Here is a 19,485-nt window from a genome sequence, read left to right as displayed (position 1 = left end):
AGAGTGTGAAAGCGGTTACCTTTCTTTGTTCGGAATAAACCAATAACCTAGCTCTGTAGCATCCTCATACACATCCAATTGTAAAATCTGACATTCTTTTTTGATAATGTTTGCAAGCTCAGCTGTTTCTACATATGCTGAGAACCCTTTTTTGATATGGTTAATCTTTTCCTGGACAACTTGTTTTGAACTTAAAATATACATATCCATCCCTCCGTTAAGTAGTGGTACAACCGATAAATCGTTATAAAGTGAGTTGGTTAAACAAGGAATCAATTGTCATAATTGTTGGAATGTATGTTCTATGAAGAGTGGATGGGGAGGTTAAAGCCAGTTTGTAAGAGAGCAAACCAGCTTGTTTTTAGTGGATGTTTTTTTCCTTGTTTTTCCTATTTCTATTTTATCGGAAAAGGGAAGGTTTTGCGATTGATTTTTAATAAAAATTAAAAATATTTCAAATTCTCTTGGAGTATTGTTAGTCTACAAATGATATTTTAACTTCAATATATAGTGTGGTGGTTAACATGAATTTTGTCATTTCAAGCTTGTATTCTTTTCCATCAAACTTTAATGGCTTATTTTCAATGATTCGTTCTATTAATAGATGGTTAGAAACGATACTCTCAATATCCTTGGCCATTACGTCTTTTAAATCTTCCTTTACACTGTTTTCAATATTCGTTATCCTAAAGTCCTTAAAAAGATAGCGGTCACCGTTCGTTAATTTAATCTTAATCTCTTGAACAGTCAGCTTTTCTTGAGCTTTTTTATTTAATTTTGTATACTCTTCTTGATAGATTTTCTTGTCATTCTCTAAATCTTGAATGGTTTGCTTTTGTTTATTTATAATTGTACTATGTTCTTCTTGAATAACTCCAAAAATAAAAAGAAAAACACCCCAACTAATAACTGCCCCTATTGCTGCACCTGCAAAAAAACGTTGCCATGAAGGTTGCTGATAGTGCGGCGGGATTCTCATGAAAGATGCTCCTGCGTTAACCAAGTGATAAGTAACCAACCTGTTTGAGCTCCACCCATAGCTGATACAATTAACAATACTTGTTTAACAATATCTCGTGTTTCACCTTGAAAAATTCCTCGCTCAAAGCTGTAAAAAGCATCAAACGTACCACCTATCGCTGCAACAAGAGCCCAAATTTTTAGCCTATTAGAAAATTCAAACATTTTGGTTAATGGTGGTTCTCCTGCTAAAAATGCACCAATGGCACCGATTAGCGTGCCACCTAAAAGTACTCCTAGTGCTATAAAGTAACTATGAATAAAAGCCGGCATAAAGGCTTCTTTGTCCATGACTATCAACCCCCTACTCTATATATATGGACGACCTATTTTAAGTATGAAAGAAAATATTTTTGTAGAAATGGTCTTATAACACGGAACGCTCTTATTTGTAACTATATAACCTCGGGAATATAATGAAGGATATATAAATGATCCTTGAATAAAAATCTAAAACGAATGTAGAAAGGAGGGGAATATATGCCGTTTGTTCACCTTCAAGTGAAAAGTGCATACAGCTTGCTCTCAAGTGCAGCAAGATTAGATAAATTAGTTAATAAGGCGAAAGAATGTAAATTTAATGCAATAGCGTTGACTGATTTTCATGTGATGTATGGGGCTGTAGCTTTTTATAAGCTATGTCAGGAAAATGGAATAAAGCCTATTTTAGGTATGACAGTTACAATCATAGATGAACAACATGAGACCGACATGACAGCTGTACTACTAGCTGAAAATAACGAGGGGTATCAGAATTTATTAAAGATAAGCAGTGCTCTTCAAACAAAATCACCTGAAGGGCTTCCAGATCGATGGTTAAAAAGCTATCATTCTGGATTAATAGCCATTATCCCAGGACAAATGTTCATGGAAAGCTTTGAAAAAGAACAGTTTGATCAAGCAATTGTTTTATTAAAAAAATATCAAACTTTATTTGGTGAAAACTCAATATACTTAGGAACTCAGAGAGTATCCTTAGAAGATGAGTCCCTACATAAATATTTACTGAATATTAGTAGTGAAGTGAATATTCCTATGGTGGCAACGAATAATGTTAGCTATATCGAAAAGGAAGATTACCTTGCTCAGCAATGCCTAATTGCATTAAAACGTGGTGAAAAGCTTTCTGATTTTCATGTTGACCAAAAAGGAACACATGAAAATTACTTAAAGCCTGCAGCTGAAATGGTATCTTTATTCGAGGAGTTCCCTGATGCATTAGAAAATACATTAAAGATAGCTGCTCGTTGTAAAGTGAATCTTAATCTGGGTGTTACTCATCTACCAAAATACCCTGCTCCCAAAAACCAAAATGCTGATGAATATCTTGAGGAGCTTTGTTTCAAAGGATTAAATACAAGATTTGAAAACCCTGACTCTATCTATTTACAAAGACTAAGCTATGAGTTAGATGTAATAAAAAGAATGAATTTTAGTGATTATTTTTTAATTGTATGGGACTTTATGAAATACGCTCATGAGCATGGCATATTAACAGGTCCAGGGCGAGGTTCTGCTGCTGGCTCTCTTGTTTCATATGTGCTGCGAATTACGGATGTAGATCCAATTAAACATAGATTACTTTTTGAAAGGTTTTTAAATCCAGAGCGTATTACGATGCCTGATATTGATATTGACTTTCCAGATACAAGACGTGATGAAGTAATAGCTTATGTAGCAAACAAATATGGCAAATTACATGTTGCTCAAATTATTACCTTTGGAACGTTAGCAGCCAAAGCAGCTATTCGTGATGTGGGGAGAGTAATGGGAGCTTCACCTAAGGAAACAGATGTCTTATCGAAGCTGATCCCATCTCGACCGGGAATCACCCTTCAAGAAGCATTTAAAGAATCTCAGGCACTACAGAAATTAATTACTGAAAATGAACGAAATAAAAAAATCTATGAAACAGCTTTAAAACTAGAAGGCCTCCCAAGGCATACTTCTACACATGCAGCAGGTGTTGTTTTAAGTGATCAACCTTTAACAAATATTGTCCCAATTCAAGAAGGGCAACAGGATGTGTACTTAACACAGTACTCTATGGATTACTTAGAAGATCTCGGGCTTTTAAAAATGGATTTTTTAGGCTTAAGAAATCTTTCTTTAATCGAGAATATTATGAAATCTATACAACGTGTTGAAGGAAAACGAGTTGATTTGACGAACATATCCTATCAAGACGAAAAAACATTTGATCTTTTATCCCAGGGAGATACAACAGGAGTTTTTCAGCTTGAATCCGAAGGGATGAGAAGTGTTTTAAAACGTCTTAAACCTAGCAGTCTTGAGGATATTGTTGCTGTAAATGCATTATACAGACCTGGTCCGATGGAAAATATTCCACTCTTTATTGACAGAAAACATAAAAGAAAAAGCACAACATATTTACACCCCTCACTGGAACCGATTTTGCAGAATACCTATGGTGTTATAGTTTATCAGGAGCAAATAATGGAATTGGCTTCTACTATTGCAGGATTTACTCTAGGGGAAGCAGACTTATTAAGAAGAGCCGTTGGGAAGAAAAAGAAAGATATACTAGATCAAGAGAGGGAACATTTTGTCTCGGGCTGTACTAGAAACGGTTATAGTCAACAAGTGGCAAACTCAATTTATGATTTAATTGTTAAGTTTGCCAACTATGGATTTAACCGAAGTCATGCAGTTGCATATAGTATGATTGCTTACCAATTAGCCTTTTTAAAAGCAAATTACCCTCTCCATTTTTTAACAGCTTTATTAACAAGTGTAAGTGGAAATGAAGATAAAGTTGCTCAATATGTTCGAGAGGCGAAGCGTAAAGGTTTCGCGGTGCTGCCACCTTCTGTAAACAAAAGTGAGTTTGCATTTTTAGTAGAAGGTGCAAGTATTCGCTATAATTTAACATCTATAAAAAATGTAGGAATAGCGGCTATTAAGGAAATCTTTCATGCAAGAAAGAAAAAACCTTTTACTGACTTATTTGATTTTTGTATAAGGGTATCAATGAAAATTGTGACTAGAAAAACAATGGAGCAACTTATTTTTGCAGGTGCAATGGATGAGTTTACTATTGATCGTGCAACTTTGCTTGCAAGCCTTGATGTTGCCATTGAGCATGCGGAGCTAATGACTCCATCAGATGAAAGTCAATTTGATCTCTTTTTGGAAGAAGAATTTAATCTAAAGCCAAAGTATATTGAAGTAGAGCCATTTAAAATTGAAGAAAAACTTAGATTTGAAAAAGAATCTCTAGGTTTATACTTTTCCATTCATCCTGTTGAAATGTATCGTTCAAACCTTCAAGGGGTCCGTGCTGTTACTATTGATGATTTATCTTCAAATGTAGATCGAAAGGTTTCAATTGGGGCTTTAGTAGCAAATGTACGAACAATACGTACCAAAAAAGGTGAGGTTATGGCTTTTTTACTACTTGGAGATGAAACAGGAGATATTGACGCTGTTCTTTTCCCTCAAACTTATTCAAAGTTTGGTGAAAAGGTGAGGGACGGGATGATTTTCTATCTAGAGGGAAAAGTTGAAAGAAGACAGGATAAACTTCAGTTTATTGTTCAGCAAATAAAAGAACTAGAACACTTACCAGCCGTTTCTAAACATGCAAAGCTCTTTGTGAAAATTGAGAAGCAGTTCTCAGATCAACAAAAGTTGCTAGATGTAAAGAAGATACTAAGTCGTTTTAACGGGAGTATCCCTGTCTACCTGTATTATGAGCATGATAAGAGGACTATTCAATTACCTGAAGAGTTCTCAGTTTCAGCTACAGAAGAGTGTTTAACAGATTTAATGAATTTACTTGGGCAAAATAATGTTGTACTAAAACAGGAGTAGCCTTTCATTGTAAGGCTATTTTCGTAAATGAGGATGTTTATGCTAAACGATGCTTTACAATCAAATGAATTATGTTATCATTTAATAATGATTTAAAGTGGTCTGACCACTTTTTGAAGAATGATAGGCAGTGTAAAAATAGATACAGCTGAACTGGTAACCAAACAATTAGATTCTTACAATAGGGTACTTGTTCTAGTACTTTACATGGGGAGTGTTCATGATGTCATTGAGAGAAGAAGCCTTACATATTCATCGTGTTAACAAAGGGAAATTAGAATCAAAGTCAAAGATTCCAGTAAAAAATGCTTATGATTTAAGCCTTGCTTATTCACCTGGTGTAGCTGAACCTTGTAAAGATATTTATGATGATAAAAGCAAAGTCTATGATTATACGATGAAAGGTAATATGGTTGCAGTAGTTTCTGATGGTACGGCTGTGCTCGGGTTAGGAAATATTGGTCCTGAAGCAGCATTACCGGTTATGGAAGGAAAAGCTGTTCTTTTCAAAAGTTTTGCTGGAGTGGATGCATTTCCAATTTGTTTAAACACAACAGATATTGATGAAATTGTTAATACAGTTAAGTTGCTTGAACCAACGTTTGGTGGAGTAAACTTAGAAGACATAGCTGCTCCTAATTGTTTTGTTATTGAAGAACGTTTAAAAAAGGAAACGAATATCCCTATTTTTCACGATGACCAACATGGTACTGCAATTGTAACTGTAGCAGGGCTTGTTAATGCTCTTAAATTAGTTGGAAAAAGTATGTCTAATATCCGGGTTGTAGCTAACGGTGCAGGTGCAGCGGGTATTGCAATCATTAAACTTTTATATAGCTATGGTGTAAGAGATATTATTATGTGTGACACGAAAGGTGCAATCTTTGAAAATCGTTCACACGGTATGAATAACGTGAAATCTGAGGTAGCTAAATATACAAATAGAGATCAGCTGGAAGGTAGTTTGGCCGATGTTATTAAAGGTGCCGATGTATTTATTGGAGTTTCGGTTGAAGGGGCCTTGTCTAAAGAAATGGTTCAATCAATGAATGAGAACCCAATTATTTTTGCTATGGCTAACCCTGTTCCAGAAATTATGCCAAATGAGGCTAAAGAAGCTGGGGCGATGGTTATTGGAACAGGCCGATCTGATTTTCCAAACCAAGTAAACAATGTATTGGCCTTCCCAGGGATTTTTAGAGGTGCGTTAGATGTACGTGCTACACATATTAATGAGAAAATGAAAATTGCGGCAGTTGAGGCAATCGCAGCACTTGTTTCTGAAAAGGATTTAAGTTCAGATTATGTGATTCCGGCACCATTTGATCCAAGAGTGGCACCAGCTGTTGCTTCAGCAGTAGCTAAGGCAGCAATGGAAACCGGTGTGGCAAGAATAAAAGTCGATCCGGAGGAAGTTGCTGAGAAAACGAGGCAATTAGCCATCATTGATTAAAGTGAGTGATTCTTCTTTGACAACTCCGCATTCAAAAGTTTATATTGAAATCCTTCGCCATATTCGCGCAATTATTGCAGAAAAACAGCTTTCTTATGGAGATAAAATTCCTTCAGAAAGAGAGCTGGCTGAGAATTTAAAAGTTGGAAGATCTTCTGTTCGTGAAGCGTTAAGAGCCCTTGAATTATTAGGGATGATTGAAACGAGAAGAGGCGAAGGAACTTTTTTAAAGGATTTTAGAGAACATAATTTAATTGAACTGCTGGGTACCTTTATTCTTGATGATACAAAAGCAATAAAGGATGTTATTAAAATGAACGAGCTATTAGAAAAAAATGCCCTGCAGCTAATCTTACAAAGTGACATAAATGAACAATTAGAAGAATTATCTAGTAAAGTTCAGGATACAGAGATAACAAGATTTGAATTAATGACTGAGCTTGTTAAATTAGCAAACAATTTTCTCTTATATCGAATTTGGAATGTTTTAAATGAATATGTCAGCTTTGTATATAAAGGTGATCAATCGCATAGTTCTTCAAAAAAACATTTAGCCATGTTGCTTGATGCTTTAATAAAAAAGGATCATTTAGAAGTGTTTATTCAATATGAAGCGGTATCCCTTAAAGAAAATGTCGAATAGATATTGACAACTTTCTACAACATGTTTGTCCAGCAATCGTTACAGTTAATATAACTGACACTTTTTTAGAAAATAGTTTCTTAAAGTGAATACTAGATTATGTAATCATTATCTGATTTAAATAGAAGCAGCTTTAATAAAGGCTATGTTTAAGCGCGTTGTTATTTTTGGCTATAAATGGATATGAGCTAAATAGGAAATCTTCGGCCAATTATAACAGTGCCTTTGAAAAAGGGGAGGTACCGTTTTGTTAAAAGATTTATTTACTAAGCCAAAACCAAAGAAAAAGAAATATGCCTCAATTCCTTCTGAGCAAGCTAAGCAAGATGTTCCGGAAGGGATTGTCATAAAATGCCCGAATTGTAAAAAAATCATGTATACGAAAGAACTTAATAAAAATCTAAAAGTTTGTATGAATTGTGGATATCATCATCAAATGAACGCTAGAGAGCGAATTGAGAGTTTATTTGATGAAAATAGCTTCCTTGAATATGATCAAAACATGATATCTGAAAATCCTCTAAACTTCCCTGATTATGAGGAAAAACTTGAAAAAGATCGTCAAAAAACTAAACAAAATGAAGCTGTAGTAACAGGAGAAGGTCTGATAAACGGCTTTAGAACAGCTGTGGCTATCATGGACGCTAGTTTTAGAATGGGAAGTATGGGTTCTGTTGTAGGAGAAAAAATTACCCGAGCAATAGAAAATGCGAATGAAAAAGGATTACCGATTATTATTTTTACTGCTTCCGGCGGGGCTAGGATGCAAGAGGGTGTTTTAAGTCTTATGCAAATGGCTAAAACAAGTTCTGCCCTTAAGCTTTTTAGTGATAATGGTGGGTTGATCATTTCTGTTATGACACATCCAACAACTGGAGGAGTTTCGGCAAGCTTTGCATCACTAGGTGACTATAATTTTGCTGAGCCAGGTGCTTTAATTGGGTTTGCTGGTAGAAGAATTATTGAACAAACGATTAGAGAAGAGCTTCCTGAAGACTTCCAAACAGCAGAATTTTTACTGAAGCACGGGCAATTAGACAATGTTATTAATCGCCAAGAATTAAAGGAAACTCTTGGGAGCATACTTGATATTCATCAAACAGGAGGTGAAATAACATGGTAGGTGAAATGGAGTTTGAAAAGCCAGTTACCGAGCTTAGAGCTAAAATTAAAGAACTGAAAGATTTTACTGCTCAATCTGATGTTGATTTATCATCTGAAATTGAAAAATTAGAAGCAAGATTAGAAAAGCTTGAAAATGAAATTTATACAAATATAAAGCCTTGGGATCGAGTTCAAATTGCAAGGCATCCTAGTCGCCCTACAACTCTAGATTATATCGAACAAATTTTTACTAATTTCTTAGAATGTCATGGTGACCGATATTATGGTGATGATGATGCCATTGTTAGTGGTATAGCTAAGTTCAGAGATGTACCAGTAACTGTAATTGGTCACCAGCGTGGTAAAGATACAAAAGAAAATATTCGAAGAAATTTTGGTATGCCACATCCTGAAGGCTATCGTAAAGCATTACGGTTGATGAAACAAGCAGATAAATTCAATCGTCCGATTATATGTTTTATAGATACAAAAGGAGCTTATCCAGGAAAAGCAGCTGAAGAAAGAGGACAAAGTGAAGCAATTGCTAAAAACTTGTTCGAAATGGCTGGTTTATCTGTACCAGTTATTTGTATCGTTATTGGAGAAGGTGGTAGTGGTGGAGCACTAGCATTAGGTGTAGGAAATTATATTCATATGCTGGAGAACTCTACCTACTCTGTTATTTCTCCTGAAGGTGCAGCAGCATTACTTTGGAAAGACTCAGGATTAGCAAAGAAAGCTGCAGAAACAATGAAAATAACTGCCCCAGATTTAAAGCAACTTGGTGTTGTTGATGAAATTATCACAGAAGTAAAAGGTGGAGCACATAAGGATGTAGCTCAGCAAGCAATCAATATTACTGAGGTAATCGCAAGCTCTTTAAAAACTCTCTCAAGTATGACAGGGGAAGAATTAATTCAGCATCGTTATGAAAAATATAAAAGAATAGGTCAAGTATCGTTTGCAAACGATCTACTTGGGGTAAAATAGAAAAACGTGTGGCCGACCGGTCCACGTTTTCTTTTGCGGATGTGAAAGAAAAAACAATTCATTCTATTTTATTTACAGATTATACTTTTTTGGCAAAGTAGGACAATAATTTTGCAAAATTACATAATTCATTAAACACAGCAGATAATTTATTGTATAATGAAAAAGGCTCATAAAAAGGTTATTCGACAAAAGTTGACTCTTTGTTGTATTGACATTATAATCATGTTATTTTGGAAGTAATTTAGTATTGCTACTTATCTATAGTGGGGTGAAAGTTTTGAAAAAAATTGGCGTCTTAACCAGTGGTGGAGATTCCCCTGGTATGAATGCTGCTGTTAGGGCAGTTGTACGTAAAGCGATCTATCATGATGTAGAGGTTTATGGAATCTACCATGGATATACAGGTTTAATTGAAGGAAGAATAGAAAAATTAGAACTTGGCTCTGTAGGAGATATTATTCACCGCGGAGGTACGAAATTATATTCTGCTAGATGTCCTGAATTTAAAACAATAGAAGGTCAGAAAAAAGGGATTGAACAGTTAAAGAAACATGGGATTGAAGGCCTAGTTGTTATTGGGGGAGATGGTTCTTACATGGGAGCGAAAAAACTAACTGAACATGGTTTTCCATGTGTAGGTGTTCCTGGAACTATTGATAATGACATCCCTGGTACAGATTTTACTATTGGATTTGATACAGCACTTAATACAGTTATAGATGCAATTGATAAAATTCGTGATACAGCTACATCACACGAACGTACATATGTTATTGAAGTAATGGGAAGACATGCTGGTGATATTGCTCTTTGGTCTGGTTTGGCTGGAGGAGCTGAAACAATCTTAATACCGGAAGCTGACTATGACATGGACAATGTTGTTGCCCGCTTAAAACGTGGTCATGAGAGAGGAAAGAAGCATAGTATTATTGTAGTTGCAGAAGGTGTAGGCAGTGGAGTTGAATTTGCTAAGCAAATTGAAGAAGCTACTTCATTTGAGACACGTGTTTCTGTACTAGGTCATGTTCAGCGTGGCGGTTCTCCAACTGCTTTTGATCGTGTATTAGCGAGTAGACTTGGCGCGTATGCTGTTGAATTATTATTAGAAGGAAAAGGTGGACGTTGTGTTGGTATACAAAAGAACGAACTTGTTCACCATGATATTCTTGAAATACTAGATCAACCACATACGATTGATGATAATATGTACCGATTATCTAAAGAATTATCTATATAAATACTAGTTGGTATCGTTACCATATTATTTTACAAAGCTGCAAAGAAAAAATAAAACAATAGAACCATACAAAAATGGGTAAAGGAAGAAACGAATCTAACATGGGATAAGTGAAACCTTTACCCTTCTAAATGGTAGGAGGAAACGAAATGCGCAAAACGAAAATTGTATGTACAATTGGTCCTGCGAGTGAATCAATTGATAAATTATCAGAATTAATGCAGGCTGGAATGAATGTAGCCCGTTTGAATTTTTCACACGGTGATTTTGATGAGCATGGTGCAAGAATTAAAAATATTAGAGAGGCTTCTGCCAAACTAAACAAAACTGTAGCTATTCTTCTAGATACTAAAGGCCCTGAAATTCGCACAAACACAATGGAAAATGGTGCTATTGAGCTTGAGGCAGGAAAAGAAATTATTGTGTCAATGACAGAAGTAGTTGGTACAACAGAAAAGTTCTCTGTTACATATGAAGGACTTATTGATGATGTACATATTGGGTCAACAATTTTACTAGATGATGGTCTAATTGAGTTGGAAGTAATCGGTCTTGACCAATCAAAAGGTGAGATTAAAACATTAATTAAAAATACTGGTACATTAAAAAATAAAAAAGGTGTTAACGTACCAGGAGTTAGTGTGAAACTTCCAGGTATTACTGAAAAAGATGCTAAAGATATTGTTTTTGGTATTGAACAGGATGTTGACTTTATAGCTGCTTCTTTCGTTCGTCGTGCTTCAGACGTACTAGAAATTCGCGAGCTGCTTGAAGAGCATAATGCAGGCCATATTCAAATTATCCCTAAAATTGAGAATCAAGAAGGTGTAGATAACATCGATGAGATTCTTGAAGTGTCAGACGGTTTAATGGTTGCTCGTGGAGATTTGGGTGTTGAGATTCCTGCAGAGGAAGTTCCATTAGTTCAAAAAGAATTAATTCGTAAATGTAATGCTCTAGGAAAGCCTGTTATTACAGCTACTCAAATGCTTGATAGTATGCAACGTAACCCAAGACCGACTAGAGCGGAAGCAAGTGACGTAGCCAATGCTATTTTTGACGGTACGGATGCGATTATGCTTTCTGGTGAGACTGCTGCCGGTACTTATCCAGTGGAAGCGGTTAAAACAATGCACAATATTGCTTCAAGAGCAGAGCAAGCTTTAGATTATAAGCAAATTTTATCGAAGCGCAGTGCTCAGGTTGGCACAACAATCACAGATGCGATTGGCCAATCTACAGCTTATACAGCTCTAAATTTAGGTGTATCAGCAATTGTTACTCCAACTGAAAGTGGACACACTGCAAGAATGATTTCAAAATATCGTCCTAAAGCACCAATTATTGCTGTAACAGTTTCTGATTCATATTCTCGTAAGTTAGCTTTAGTATGGGGTGTTTACCCAAGAAGTGGAAATCACTCAACAACAACAGATGAAATGCTAGATCGTTCTGTATTAGAAGCAATTAATAGCGGACTTGTAACACATGGTGATCTTATTGTGATTACAGCGGGTGTACCTGTTGGTGAAGCAGGCACAACAAACCTTATGAAAGTCCATGTTATTGGAGATGTTATTGCAAAGGGACAAGGCATCGGACGTAAATCAGCTTTTGGTAAGGTTGTAGTGGCAAGCACTGCAAAGGATGCACAAGAAAAAATGACACAAGGTGCTATTCTTGTTGCACAAGGAACTGACCGTGATATGATGGATGCTCTTGAGAAAGCATCTGCTCTTGTAACAGAAGAAGGTGGCTTAACAAGTCATGCTGCTGTTGTGGGATTAAGTCTTGGTATTCCTGTTATTGTAGGTGTAGAAAACGCAACAACATTGTTAAAAGATGGTCAAGATATTACAGTAGACGCTGTTCGAGGAGTTATTTACCAAGGACATGCGAGTGTACTATAATTGTCATTAAGAGGAAGGGAGTAATCCCTTCTTTTTTTTGCATCTTTGGAATAGAATAGAGAGAGTATAGAGATTTAAAAAAGGACATCGTTTTATTAGTAGAGTTTAAGAGGTGAATACATGCGATTATTGATGTTTCTCATTATTGTTATACCTGCTCTAGAAATCGGAATTCTAATATTATCGGGAAATACAATTGGCCCCATTCCAACTGTATTACTTATTATTTTAACGGGTGTTGTAGGAGCTTGGCTTGCAAAGAAACAAGGATTGGAAACGTTAAGAAAAGCTCAGCAAGAAATGCAATTTGGACAAATTCCTGGAATGGCCATTATTGACGGGCTTTGTATCTTGATTGGTGGAGTTTTGTTATTAACTCCTGGGTTTATAACAGATACAGTAGGGTTTTTATTGTTATTTCCATATAGCAGAAATAAGTTTAAACCGATTTTATTAACAACTATTCGAAAAATGATTGATAAAAATCAGATAACGATCATAAGGTAGAAGTTGATCAAAGAAATTGTGGGGCTGATCTTAGTATCAGCCCCGTTCGTTTTACTATTATCTATTATTTCCTATGATGAATTTCCATAGGTCCTCATAAAGGCCCGCACTTTTAAATGTTTTTAATACGACTAATGCAACTGGCCCAGCTATCAGTCCTAAAAAGCCAATTAGTTTATAACCTATAAAAAGTGAAACGAGGGTAGCAAGTGGGTCAAGTCCGATATTGGAGGAAAGTACTTTTGGTTCCATTATTTGACGCTGTATTAAGACGAAAAGGTATAATACTCCTAGTCCAATTGCAAGCGGTATTCCACCACTAAACGATAAATAAATAATCCATGGAATGAACACTAAACCCGTACCTAAATATGGGAGAATATCAACTAAACCGATTAATAAAGCGATTGTAATAGCATAATCAACCCGTAAAATCAAAAGTCCTATTAAAACAATGGCGGTGGTAATGGAAATTAGGGTTGCTTGTGCACGAACAAAACCTATCAATGCTTTCTTTAACTCATTAGTAATAGTCCTTCCACTTGATTTTGCTCTCTGTGGTAGTAAACCAGAAACAGCAGATTTGAACTTATACCAATCTTTACTAATGAAAAAAGTTGCAAGTAAAGAAAAGATTATGACAGTTGCGGCATTTGGGAGCCAACTAATGATAACTGGAATATTTTCCAAAAAGCCTTTGATGAAATTTCCAACACTAGATGCAACTGATTCACCAATATTTTGAATGTTTGAGATAATGGATTGTTGTTGATTTGATTCAAGACTGTTAAAAAGGTATGTTAGTTGGTTATATAGTGGCATGATTTTTGTGACAAAAAACGTTTCGATGTAAACAGCTAACAACTCTAAATGTCCAGGGAGAACTCTCGCCAAATAGGTGGTGCCTGTTACAATTTCTGCTACTAAAAGAATGAGAATACCTGCAATTAAACAAATCAGTAAAATAATTGAGATAATCACTGAAAATCCTCTAGGAATCCTGAGGATCCGTTCCAACCCATTTACAAGAGGATTAATAATCATAGCAATTAAGATTGCAATTAAAAATGGATAGGTCAAAGTAGATAAATAATAACATATTGATATTCCTAAACATGTAACAGCTATAATAAGTAAAAATCTTAACATGCTATATAAATAATTCATATTCACTTAATAAATTCCTCCCCATTTTTCAATTCCTATGGGCTTTTCCAATCTTTGAATAAGGCTATATAGCATGTTTATTACATATTAAGCTTGTTTATACTATTTGAATTAATCTTTTGAGTTTCGATGTATAGTCATGGTTTTATATATGTAATTAATTTAACCATATTACTACTTTTTGGAGGTTTTACTCAGTGTTTAGTCAACCGGTACTCTTTTTATTAATCTTATTAGGAGTTGGATTTTTAGCGAAAAATCAATCATTGTTAATAGCTGTTGGATGCTTGCTAGTCATTAAATTGATTGGATTAGAATCGAAGTTATTGCCAACTATTGGGGCAAAGGGAATTAACTGGGGAGTTACAGTTATTACAATTGCTGTCTTAGTACCAATAGCAACAGGAGAAATTGGATTTAAACAGCTGATTGATGCTTTAAAATCTTCTTATGCTTGGATTGCTTTAGGAGCAGGGATAGCTGTCGCATTAATTGCTAAAAACGGGCTAACGTTGTTAGCGGAAGATCCTCATATTACAACAGCTCTTGTTTTTGGCACAATTCTAGCAGTTTCGTTATTCAATGGTGTGGCTGTAGGACCTTTAATAGGAGCAGGAATAGCGTATCTAGCCATGCAAATTGTAAAACTATTTAGTTCTTAATTATATAATACTGTAAAAAGCCAATTAATTTAGAGGAATTATACACTAATATAACAAATATATGTTATGGTTATATTAGTAAGGCAGTTTTAATGAAAGAATCCCTAAAATAAAATTTTTCTAACAAATTTTTAAGTAATAAAGTTGTTTTCATTCACAAAAGTCTGATAATTGTTTATAATAGGGATATGTTCTAAAATAATGCCTACATGATAAGGCAACCTTATCTCATCTCTTTTTGAAATGAGATAGGTATACTATCTATTATTTAAATAAGATTATCTGATAGTATATGTCACGTTCGATTTATACGGAGTGATGCTTTATCAAAATAATAAAAAATGTAAGCATTTTCTTTTTCTTTGCTTGCATGTGAGCAAGCGCTCAATCGTCTAAAAGTTTAAAATAATACTATAAATTCATGATTCGTGATCTACGAAACATAAGTGAAATATCTACTTTGACAAAAGCTTATTTCCTTACATATGGAACAGTTTATGACTGAGTCAAGTAGGATTTCTACTACTTATATCATTTAAACTTTTAAGATGAAACAAATGGGGAAAAAAGGTAAAGGAGAGGGATTTATATGACAGCAACAAAAGGTCTTGAAGGTATCGTTGCAACTACTTCATCTGTAAGCTCGATTATTGATGATACATTAACATATGCGGGCTATAACATTGATGATTTAGCAGAAAACGCAAGCTTTGAGGAAGTGGTTTATTTATTATGGCACAGAAAACTTCCGAATGCAGAACAATTAAATGAAATTAAGAAACAACTTGCGGAAAATGCAAAGATTCCACAGCAAGTTATTGAACACTTCAAATCATACCCTATCAATAAAGTTCACCCAATGGCTGCTCTACGTACTGCTGTATCTTTACTTGGCTTGTTTGATGAAGAAGCAGATGTGATGGATACAGAGGCTAACTACAGAAAAGCCATCCGTCTACAAGCACAGCTTCCGATTGTTGTTACTTCTTTTGCTCGTATTCGTAAAGGTTTAGAGCCAGTTGAGCCTAGAACAGACTTATCAATGGCTGCAAATTTCTTATACACATTATCAGGAAATGAGCCAGATGAAATTGCTGTGGAAGCATTTAATAAAGCACTTGTTTTACACGCAGACCATGAATTAAATGCATCTACTTTTACAGCACGTGTATGTGTTGCGACATTATCTGATGTTTATTCTGGTGTTACAGCTGCTATTGGTGCTCTAAAAGGTCCATTACACGGTGGAGCTAATGAAGCAGTAATGAAGATGCTTTCAGAAATCGATGAAGTAGAAAATGCTGAAAGTTATATTAATGAGAAGTTAGCAAATAAAGAAAAAATAATGGGCTTCGGACATCGTGTATACCGTCAAGGTGACCCAAGAGCGAAGCACTTAAAGAAGATGTCTGAAAAGCTAACAAAAATCACAGGTGAACCAAAATGGTATGAGATGTCAACAAAAGTTGAAGAATTAGTTACTTCTCAAAAACCACTTCCGCCAAATGTTGATTTCTATTCAGCATCTGTTTACCATAGCTTAGGCATTGATCATGATTTATTCACACCAATCTTTGCTGTAAGTCGTGTATCGGGATGGTTAGCTCATATTCTAGAGCAATATGAAAATAACCGACTAATTCGTCCACGTGCAGAGTATGTTGGACCAGAAAAACAAGCTTATATCCCTTTAGACCAAAGAGGATAATTTTATAGTGATATAGAATAGTGAAGAGGCAATTCCACATTGTCCTCCCTCTATGGGAGGATTACTGTGTGGAATCGTTTTCTACGCTTTCAATATAAAGGCTTTTATAAAAGGCCTGAATAATATAAATTTAATAAATTTTATAAAAACAAAAGTAACAACACTTTAAGAGAAGAGAATCTATTGGTAAAATAGATTTGAAAAATCAATTACATAACCCGGGAGGTAATTTTCTTGACACAAGGTGAAAAAATTACAACAACTAATGGAGTATTAAACGTACCAAACAACCCAGTAATCCCATTCATTGAAGGAGATGGAATTGGTCCTGATATCTGGGCGTCTGCATCACGTGTTCTAGAAGCAGCTGTAGAAAAAGCATACAACGGAGAAAAACAAATCGTTTGGAAAGAAGTATTAGCTGGTGAAAAGGCTTTCAATCAAACAGGTGAATGGTTACCAGCAGAAACACTTGATGTGATTCGTGAATATCTAATTGCAATCAAAGGACCTCTAACAACACCAATCGGTGGAGGAATTCGTTCTCTAAACGTTGCACTTCGTCAAGAATTAGATTTATTCACTTGCTTACGTCCAGTGCGCTATTTCCAAGGTGTACCTTCTCCAGTTAAACGTCCAGAAGATACAGATATGGTTATCTTCCGTGAAAATACAGAAGATATTTATGCTGGTATTGAATATGCAAATGGTTCAGATGAAGTTAAAAAGCTTATCAGCTTTTTACAAAATGAAATGGGTGTTAATAAAATCCGCTTCCCAGAAACATCTGGTATCGGAATTAAGCCTGTATCACAAGAAGGTACTAGCCGCTTAGTGAGAGCTGCTATTAACTATGCAATTGAACATGGCCGTAAATCAGTAACACTTGTTCACAAAGGTAACATTATGAAATTTACTGAAGGTGCTTTCAAAAACTGGGGTTATGAACTAGCTGAGAAAGAATTCGGTGATAAAGTATTTACATGGGCTGAATACGACCGCATCGTTGAAAACGAAGGTAAAGATGCTGCAAACAAAGCACAAGCTGATGCTGAAGCAGCAGGTAAAATCATTGTAAAAGATTCTATTGCAGATATCTTCTTACAACAAATTCTAACTCGTCCACGTGAGTTCGATGTTGTTGCAACAATGAACTTAAATGGTGACTATATCTCTGATGCACTTGCTGCACAAGTTGGTGGTATCGGTATTGCTCCAGGAGCAAACATTAACTATGAAACAGGACATGCAATTTTCGAAGCAACACACGGTACTGCTCCTAAATATGCAGGTCTTGATAAGGTTAATCCTTCTTCTGTTCTTCTTTCTGGTGTTCTTATGCTTGAGCACTTAGGATGGACTGAAGCTGCTGAATTAGTAATGAAATCAGTAGAGAAAACTATTGCTTCAAAAGTTGTAACTTATGACTTTGCTCGTTTAATGGAAGGTGCAACTGAAGTTAAATGCTCTGAGTTCGGTGACGAATTAATCAAAAACATGGGTTAATTTGAAACCTAAAATGCTCTGTTAAAAAACACAGTAATTAGGGTATCTAGATACTCTGCAAGAATTGACCATTAAAAGTCGAATATAAATCTAAGAGGGGCTTTGCGCATAAATGTACTTCATTTATGCGCTTTGCCCTCTTTCCTAATTTATACAATATTTAAGGAGATGTTTACATATGGCTATTAAGCGTAAAAAAGTTTCCGTAATTGGTGGGGGCTTCACTGGAGCCACTACAGCGTTTTTATTAGGGCAAAAAGAACTTGCAGATGTAGTATTAGTTGATATTCCTCAAATGGAAAACCCAACAAAAGGGAAAGCTCTTGATATGCTTGAAGCTAGTCCGGTACAAGGCTTCGACGCAAACATAATCGGAACATCTAATTATGAAGACACAGCAGGTTCTGATATTGTCGTCATTACAGCAGGTATTGCTAGGAAGCCAGGTATGAGTCGTGACGATCTTGTTACAACAAATGCAGGCATAATGAAGGCTGTAACAAAAGAAATTGTTAAGTATTCTCCTGAATGCACGATTATTGTGTTAACCAATCCTGTAGATGCAATGACTTATACAGTTTTTAAAGAGTCGGGATTTCCTAAGCATCGTGTGATTGGACAATCAGGAGTGTTAGATACAGCTCGTTTCCGTACGTTTGTTGCACAAGAGCTTAACCTTTCTGTGAAGGATGTAACAGGGTTTGTTTTAGGTGGACATGGTGATGATATGGTACCATTAGTACGCTATTCTTATGCGGGTGGTATTCCTCTCGAAACATTAATGTCTAAAGACAGATTAGATGCAATTGTTGAAAGAACACGTAAGGGTGGCGGTGAAATCGTTAATCTACTAGGCAACGGCAGTGCATACTATGCACCTGCAGCTTCACTGGTGGAAATGGTAGAGGCCATTTTAAAAGATCAACGACGAGTTCTTCCATCTATTGTCTATCTTGAAGGAGAATATGGCTTTGATGGAATCTACCTAGGTGTTCCAACTGTACTAGGTGGAAATGGTCTTGAACAAATTATTGAACTTGAACTCACCGAAGAAGAAAGAGCAGCTCTTGAAAAATCTGCTGATTCTGTTAGAAACGTTATGAAAGTATTATCTTAAGAAAGTGTTTAAAATAAAAAGAAAGTTGAGGATTTCCTCAATTTTCTTTTTTACTAAGAAATAACCTAATAGTAATTGCAGTGTTGTAAATTAGGTTCACTAATTTAGAAAAAGGGGTGTTAAAATGCTTCTTGGCAAAAAGAGAAAGATTGGTAGACATATCGAAGAAATATCGGTTGGAGAAAAATTAACTCTAACAGAAAAAATTGAAGATAAAGATTTACTTCTTTATTTAGGATTAACCAATGATGCCAACCCGCTTTATATTCAGCATGACTATGCCTCACAAACTCCTTATGAAAAGCCGATTGTACCAACAATCATGCTAACTGGAATCATTACAGCAGCTGTATCGAAATATTTACCTGGTCCAGGAAGCCACATTGTAAACCAAGAAATTTCATTCCTTCAACCGTTATACCATTATGATGTTGTCCAATTTTTGTTTGAGGTAGGAGAAGTCCATACTTCAGATAACAAAATTGTTGTAGATATTCATGCTGTGAATAGTGAAGAAAAAACCGTTCTAGAAGGAAAAATTACAGTATGCCCTCCTCATAAAATGACTCCAATGGAAGGCAAGGCACTAGAAAATTTCTAACTAAAATGTGCTGATTACTAACT

At 35.5% G+C, this 19,485-nt stretch carries 17 protein-coding genes; 13 read left to right on the top strand and 4 right to left on the bottom strand.

What is annotated here, in order from left to right; genetic code table 11:
• Positions 1-15 precede the first annotated feature (15 nt).
• The 3 genes from LPC09_RS18880 to LPC09_RS18870 all read right to left on the bottom strand — a co-directional run bounded on the left by LPC09_RS18880 (position 16) and on the right by LPC09_RS18870 (position 1,311).
• Entirely contained in the window at positions 16-204 is a 189-nt protein-coding gene (locus LPC09_RS18880; protein ID WP_231308011.1) for a YtzJ family protein, read from the bottom strand.
• A 271-nt stretch (positions 205-475) separates the two neighbouring features.
• Positions 476-979: a sporulation membrane protein YtrI gene (gene ytrI / locus LPC09_RS18875; RefSeq protein ID WP_098795023.1), complete on the bottom strand. Its 504-nt coding sequence runs from the start codon at positions 977-979 to the stop codon at positions 476-478.
• Positions 976-1,311, bottom strand: coding sequence for a sporulation membrane protein YtrH (locus tag LPC09_RS18870; protein ID WP_231308010.1), 336 nt, complete (start codon positions 1,309-1,311; stop codon positions 976-978). The genes ytrI and LPC09_RS18870 overlap by 4 nt, the downstream gene beginning before the upstream one ends.
• Before the next feature lie 189 nt (positions 1,312-1,500).
• Between LPC09_RS18870 and dnaE the strand changes: the two genes are divergently transcribed.
• The 8 genes from dnaE to LPC09_RS18830 all read left to right on the top strand — a co-directional run bounded on the left by dnaE (position 1,501) and on the right by LPC09_RS18830 (position 12,701).
• The gene (gene dnaE / locus LPC09_RS18865) at positions 1,501-4,854 is read left to right on the top strand and encodes a DNA polymerase III subunit alpha (protein ID WP_231308009.1); all 3,354 of its coding nucleotides are present in this window, start codon (positions 1,501-1,503) and stop codon (positions 4,852-4,854) included.
• 223 nt (positions 4,855-5,077) lie between these two features.
• A complete protein-coding gene (locus LPC09_RS18860; RefSeq protein WP_231308008.1) occupies positions 5,078-6,307 on the top strand; it encodes an NADP-dependent malic enzyme in 1,230 nt (409 codons plus the stop codon).
• 16 nt (positions 6,308-6,323) lie between these two features.
• Positions 6,324-6,950, top strand: coding sequence for a FadR/GntR family transcriptional regulator (locus tag LPC09_RS18855; protein ID WP_231308007.1), 627 nt, complete (start codon positions 6,324-6,326; stop codon positions 6,948-6,950).
• A 247-nt stretch (positions 6,951-7,197) separates the two neighbouring features.
• A complete protein-coding gene (accD, locus tag LPC09_RS18850) occupies positions 7,198-8,073 on the top strand; it encodes an acetyl-CoA carboxylase, carboxyltransferase subunit beta (RefSeq protein WP_231308006.1) in 876 nt (291 codons plus the stop codon).
• On the top strand, positions 8,067-9,044 hold the full coding sequence (accA, locus tag LPC09_RS18845) for an acetyl-CoA carboxylase carboxyl transferase subunit alpha (RefSeq protein WP_231308005.1): 978 nt from the start codon (positions 8,067-8,069) through the stop codon (positions 9,042-9,044). The genes accD and accA overlap by 7 nt, the downstream gene beginning before the upstream one ends.
• Positions 9,045-9,324: 280 nt before the next feature.
• A complete protein-coding gene (gene pfkA / locus LPC09_RS18840; protein ID WP_098795029.1) occupies positions 9,325-10,284 on the top strand; it encodes a 6-phosphofructokinase in 960 nt (319 codons plus the stop codon).
• A gap of 149 nt (positions 10,285-10,433) precedes the next feature.
• Positions 10,434-12,194 carry a pyruvate kinase gene (gene pyk / locus LPC09_RS18835; RefSeq protein ID WP_231308004.1) on the top strand — a complete coding sequence of 587 codons (1,761 nt, stop codon included), beginning with the start codon at positions 10,434-10,436 and terminating at the stop codon, positions 12,192-12,194.
• Between the two features lie 120 nt (positions 12,195-12,314).
• The gene (locus LPC09_RS18830) at positions 12,315-12,701 is read left to right on the top strand and encodes an FxsA family protein (protein ID WP_231308003.1); all 387 of its coding nucleotides are present in this window, start codon (positions 12,315-12,317) and stop codon (positions 12,699-12,701) included.
• Positions 12,702-12,758: 57 nt separating this feature from the next.
• Here the strand turns inward: LPC09_RS18830 and ytvI are convergent, their stop codons facing one another.
• Complete coding sequence (ytvI, locus tag LPC09_RS18825) at positions 12,759-13,874, bottom strand: sporulation integral membrane protein YtvI (protein WP_231308002.1); 1,116 nt, start codon at positions 13,872-13,874, stop codon at positions 12,759-12,761.
• 191 nt (positions 13,875-14,065) lie between these two features.
• Here ytvI and LPC09_RS18820 point away from each other — a divergent pair, with 191 nt between their 5' ends.
• From LPC09_RS18820 to LPC09_RS18800, 5 genes are all read left to right on the top strand, one after another.
• A complete protein-coding gene (locus tag LPC09_RS18820; RefSeq protein WP_231308001.1) occupies positions 14,066-14,530 on the top strand; it encodes a DUF441 domain-containing protein in 465 nt (154 codons plus the stop codon).
• 589 nt (positions 14,531-15,119) lie between these two features.
• A complete protein-coding gene (citZ, locus tag LPC09_RS18815) occupies positions 15,120-16,238 on the top strand; it encodes a citrate synthase (RefSeq protein WP_231308000.1) in 1,119 nt (372 codons plus the stop codon).
• Positions 16,239-16,472: 234 nt separating this feature from the next.
• Positions 16,473-17,744 carry an NADP-dependent isocitrate dehydrogenase gene (gene icd, locus LPC09_RS18810; RefSeq protein ID WP_231307999.1) on the top strand — a complete coding sequence of 424 codons (1,272 nt, stop codon included), beginning with the start codon at positions 16,473-16,475 and terminating at the stop codon, positions 17,742-17,744.
• A 178-nt stretch (positions 17,745-17,922) separates the two neighbouring features.
• Positions 17,923-18,861, top strand: coding sequence for a malate dehydrogenase (mdh, locus tag LPC09_RS18805; protein ID WP_231307998.1), 939 nt, complete (start codon positions 17,923-17,925; stop codon positions 18,859-18,861).
• Positions 18,862-18,985: 124 nt separating this feature from the next.
• Positions 18,986-19,462, top strand: a complete 477-nt coding sequence (locus LPC09_RS18800; protein WP_231307997.1) for a MaoC/PaaZ C-terminal domain-containing protein — start codon at positions 18,986-18,988, stop codon at positions 19,460-19,462.
• Positions 19,463-19,485 lie beyond the last annotated feature (23 nt).

This window comes from Metabacillus sp. B2-18, from assembly GCF_021117275.1.
In the GTDB taxonomy this organism is placed as follows: domain Bacteria; phylum Bacillota; class Bacilli; order Bacillales; family Bacillaceae; genus Metabacillus.
Note: the sequence above shows the minus strand (reverse complement) of the source record. Positions and strands in the feature narration are given on the sequence as shown.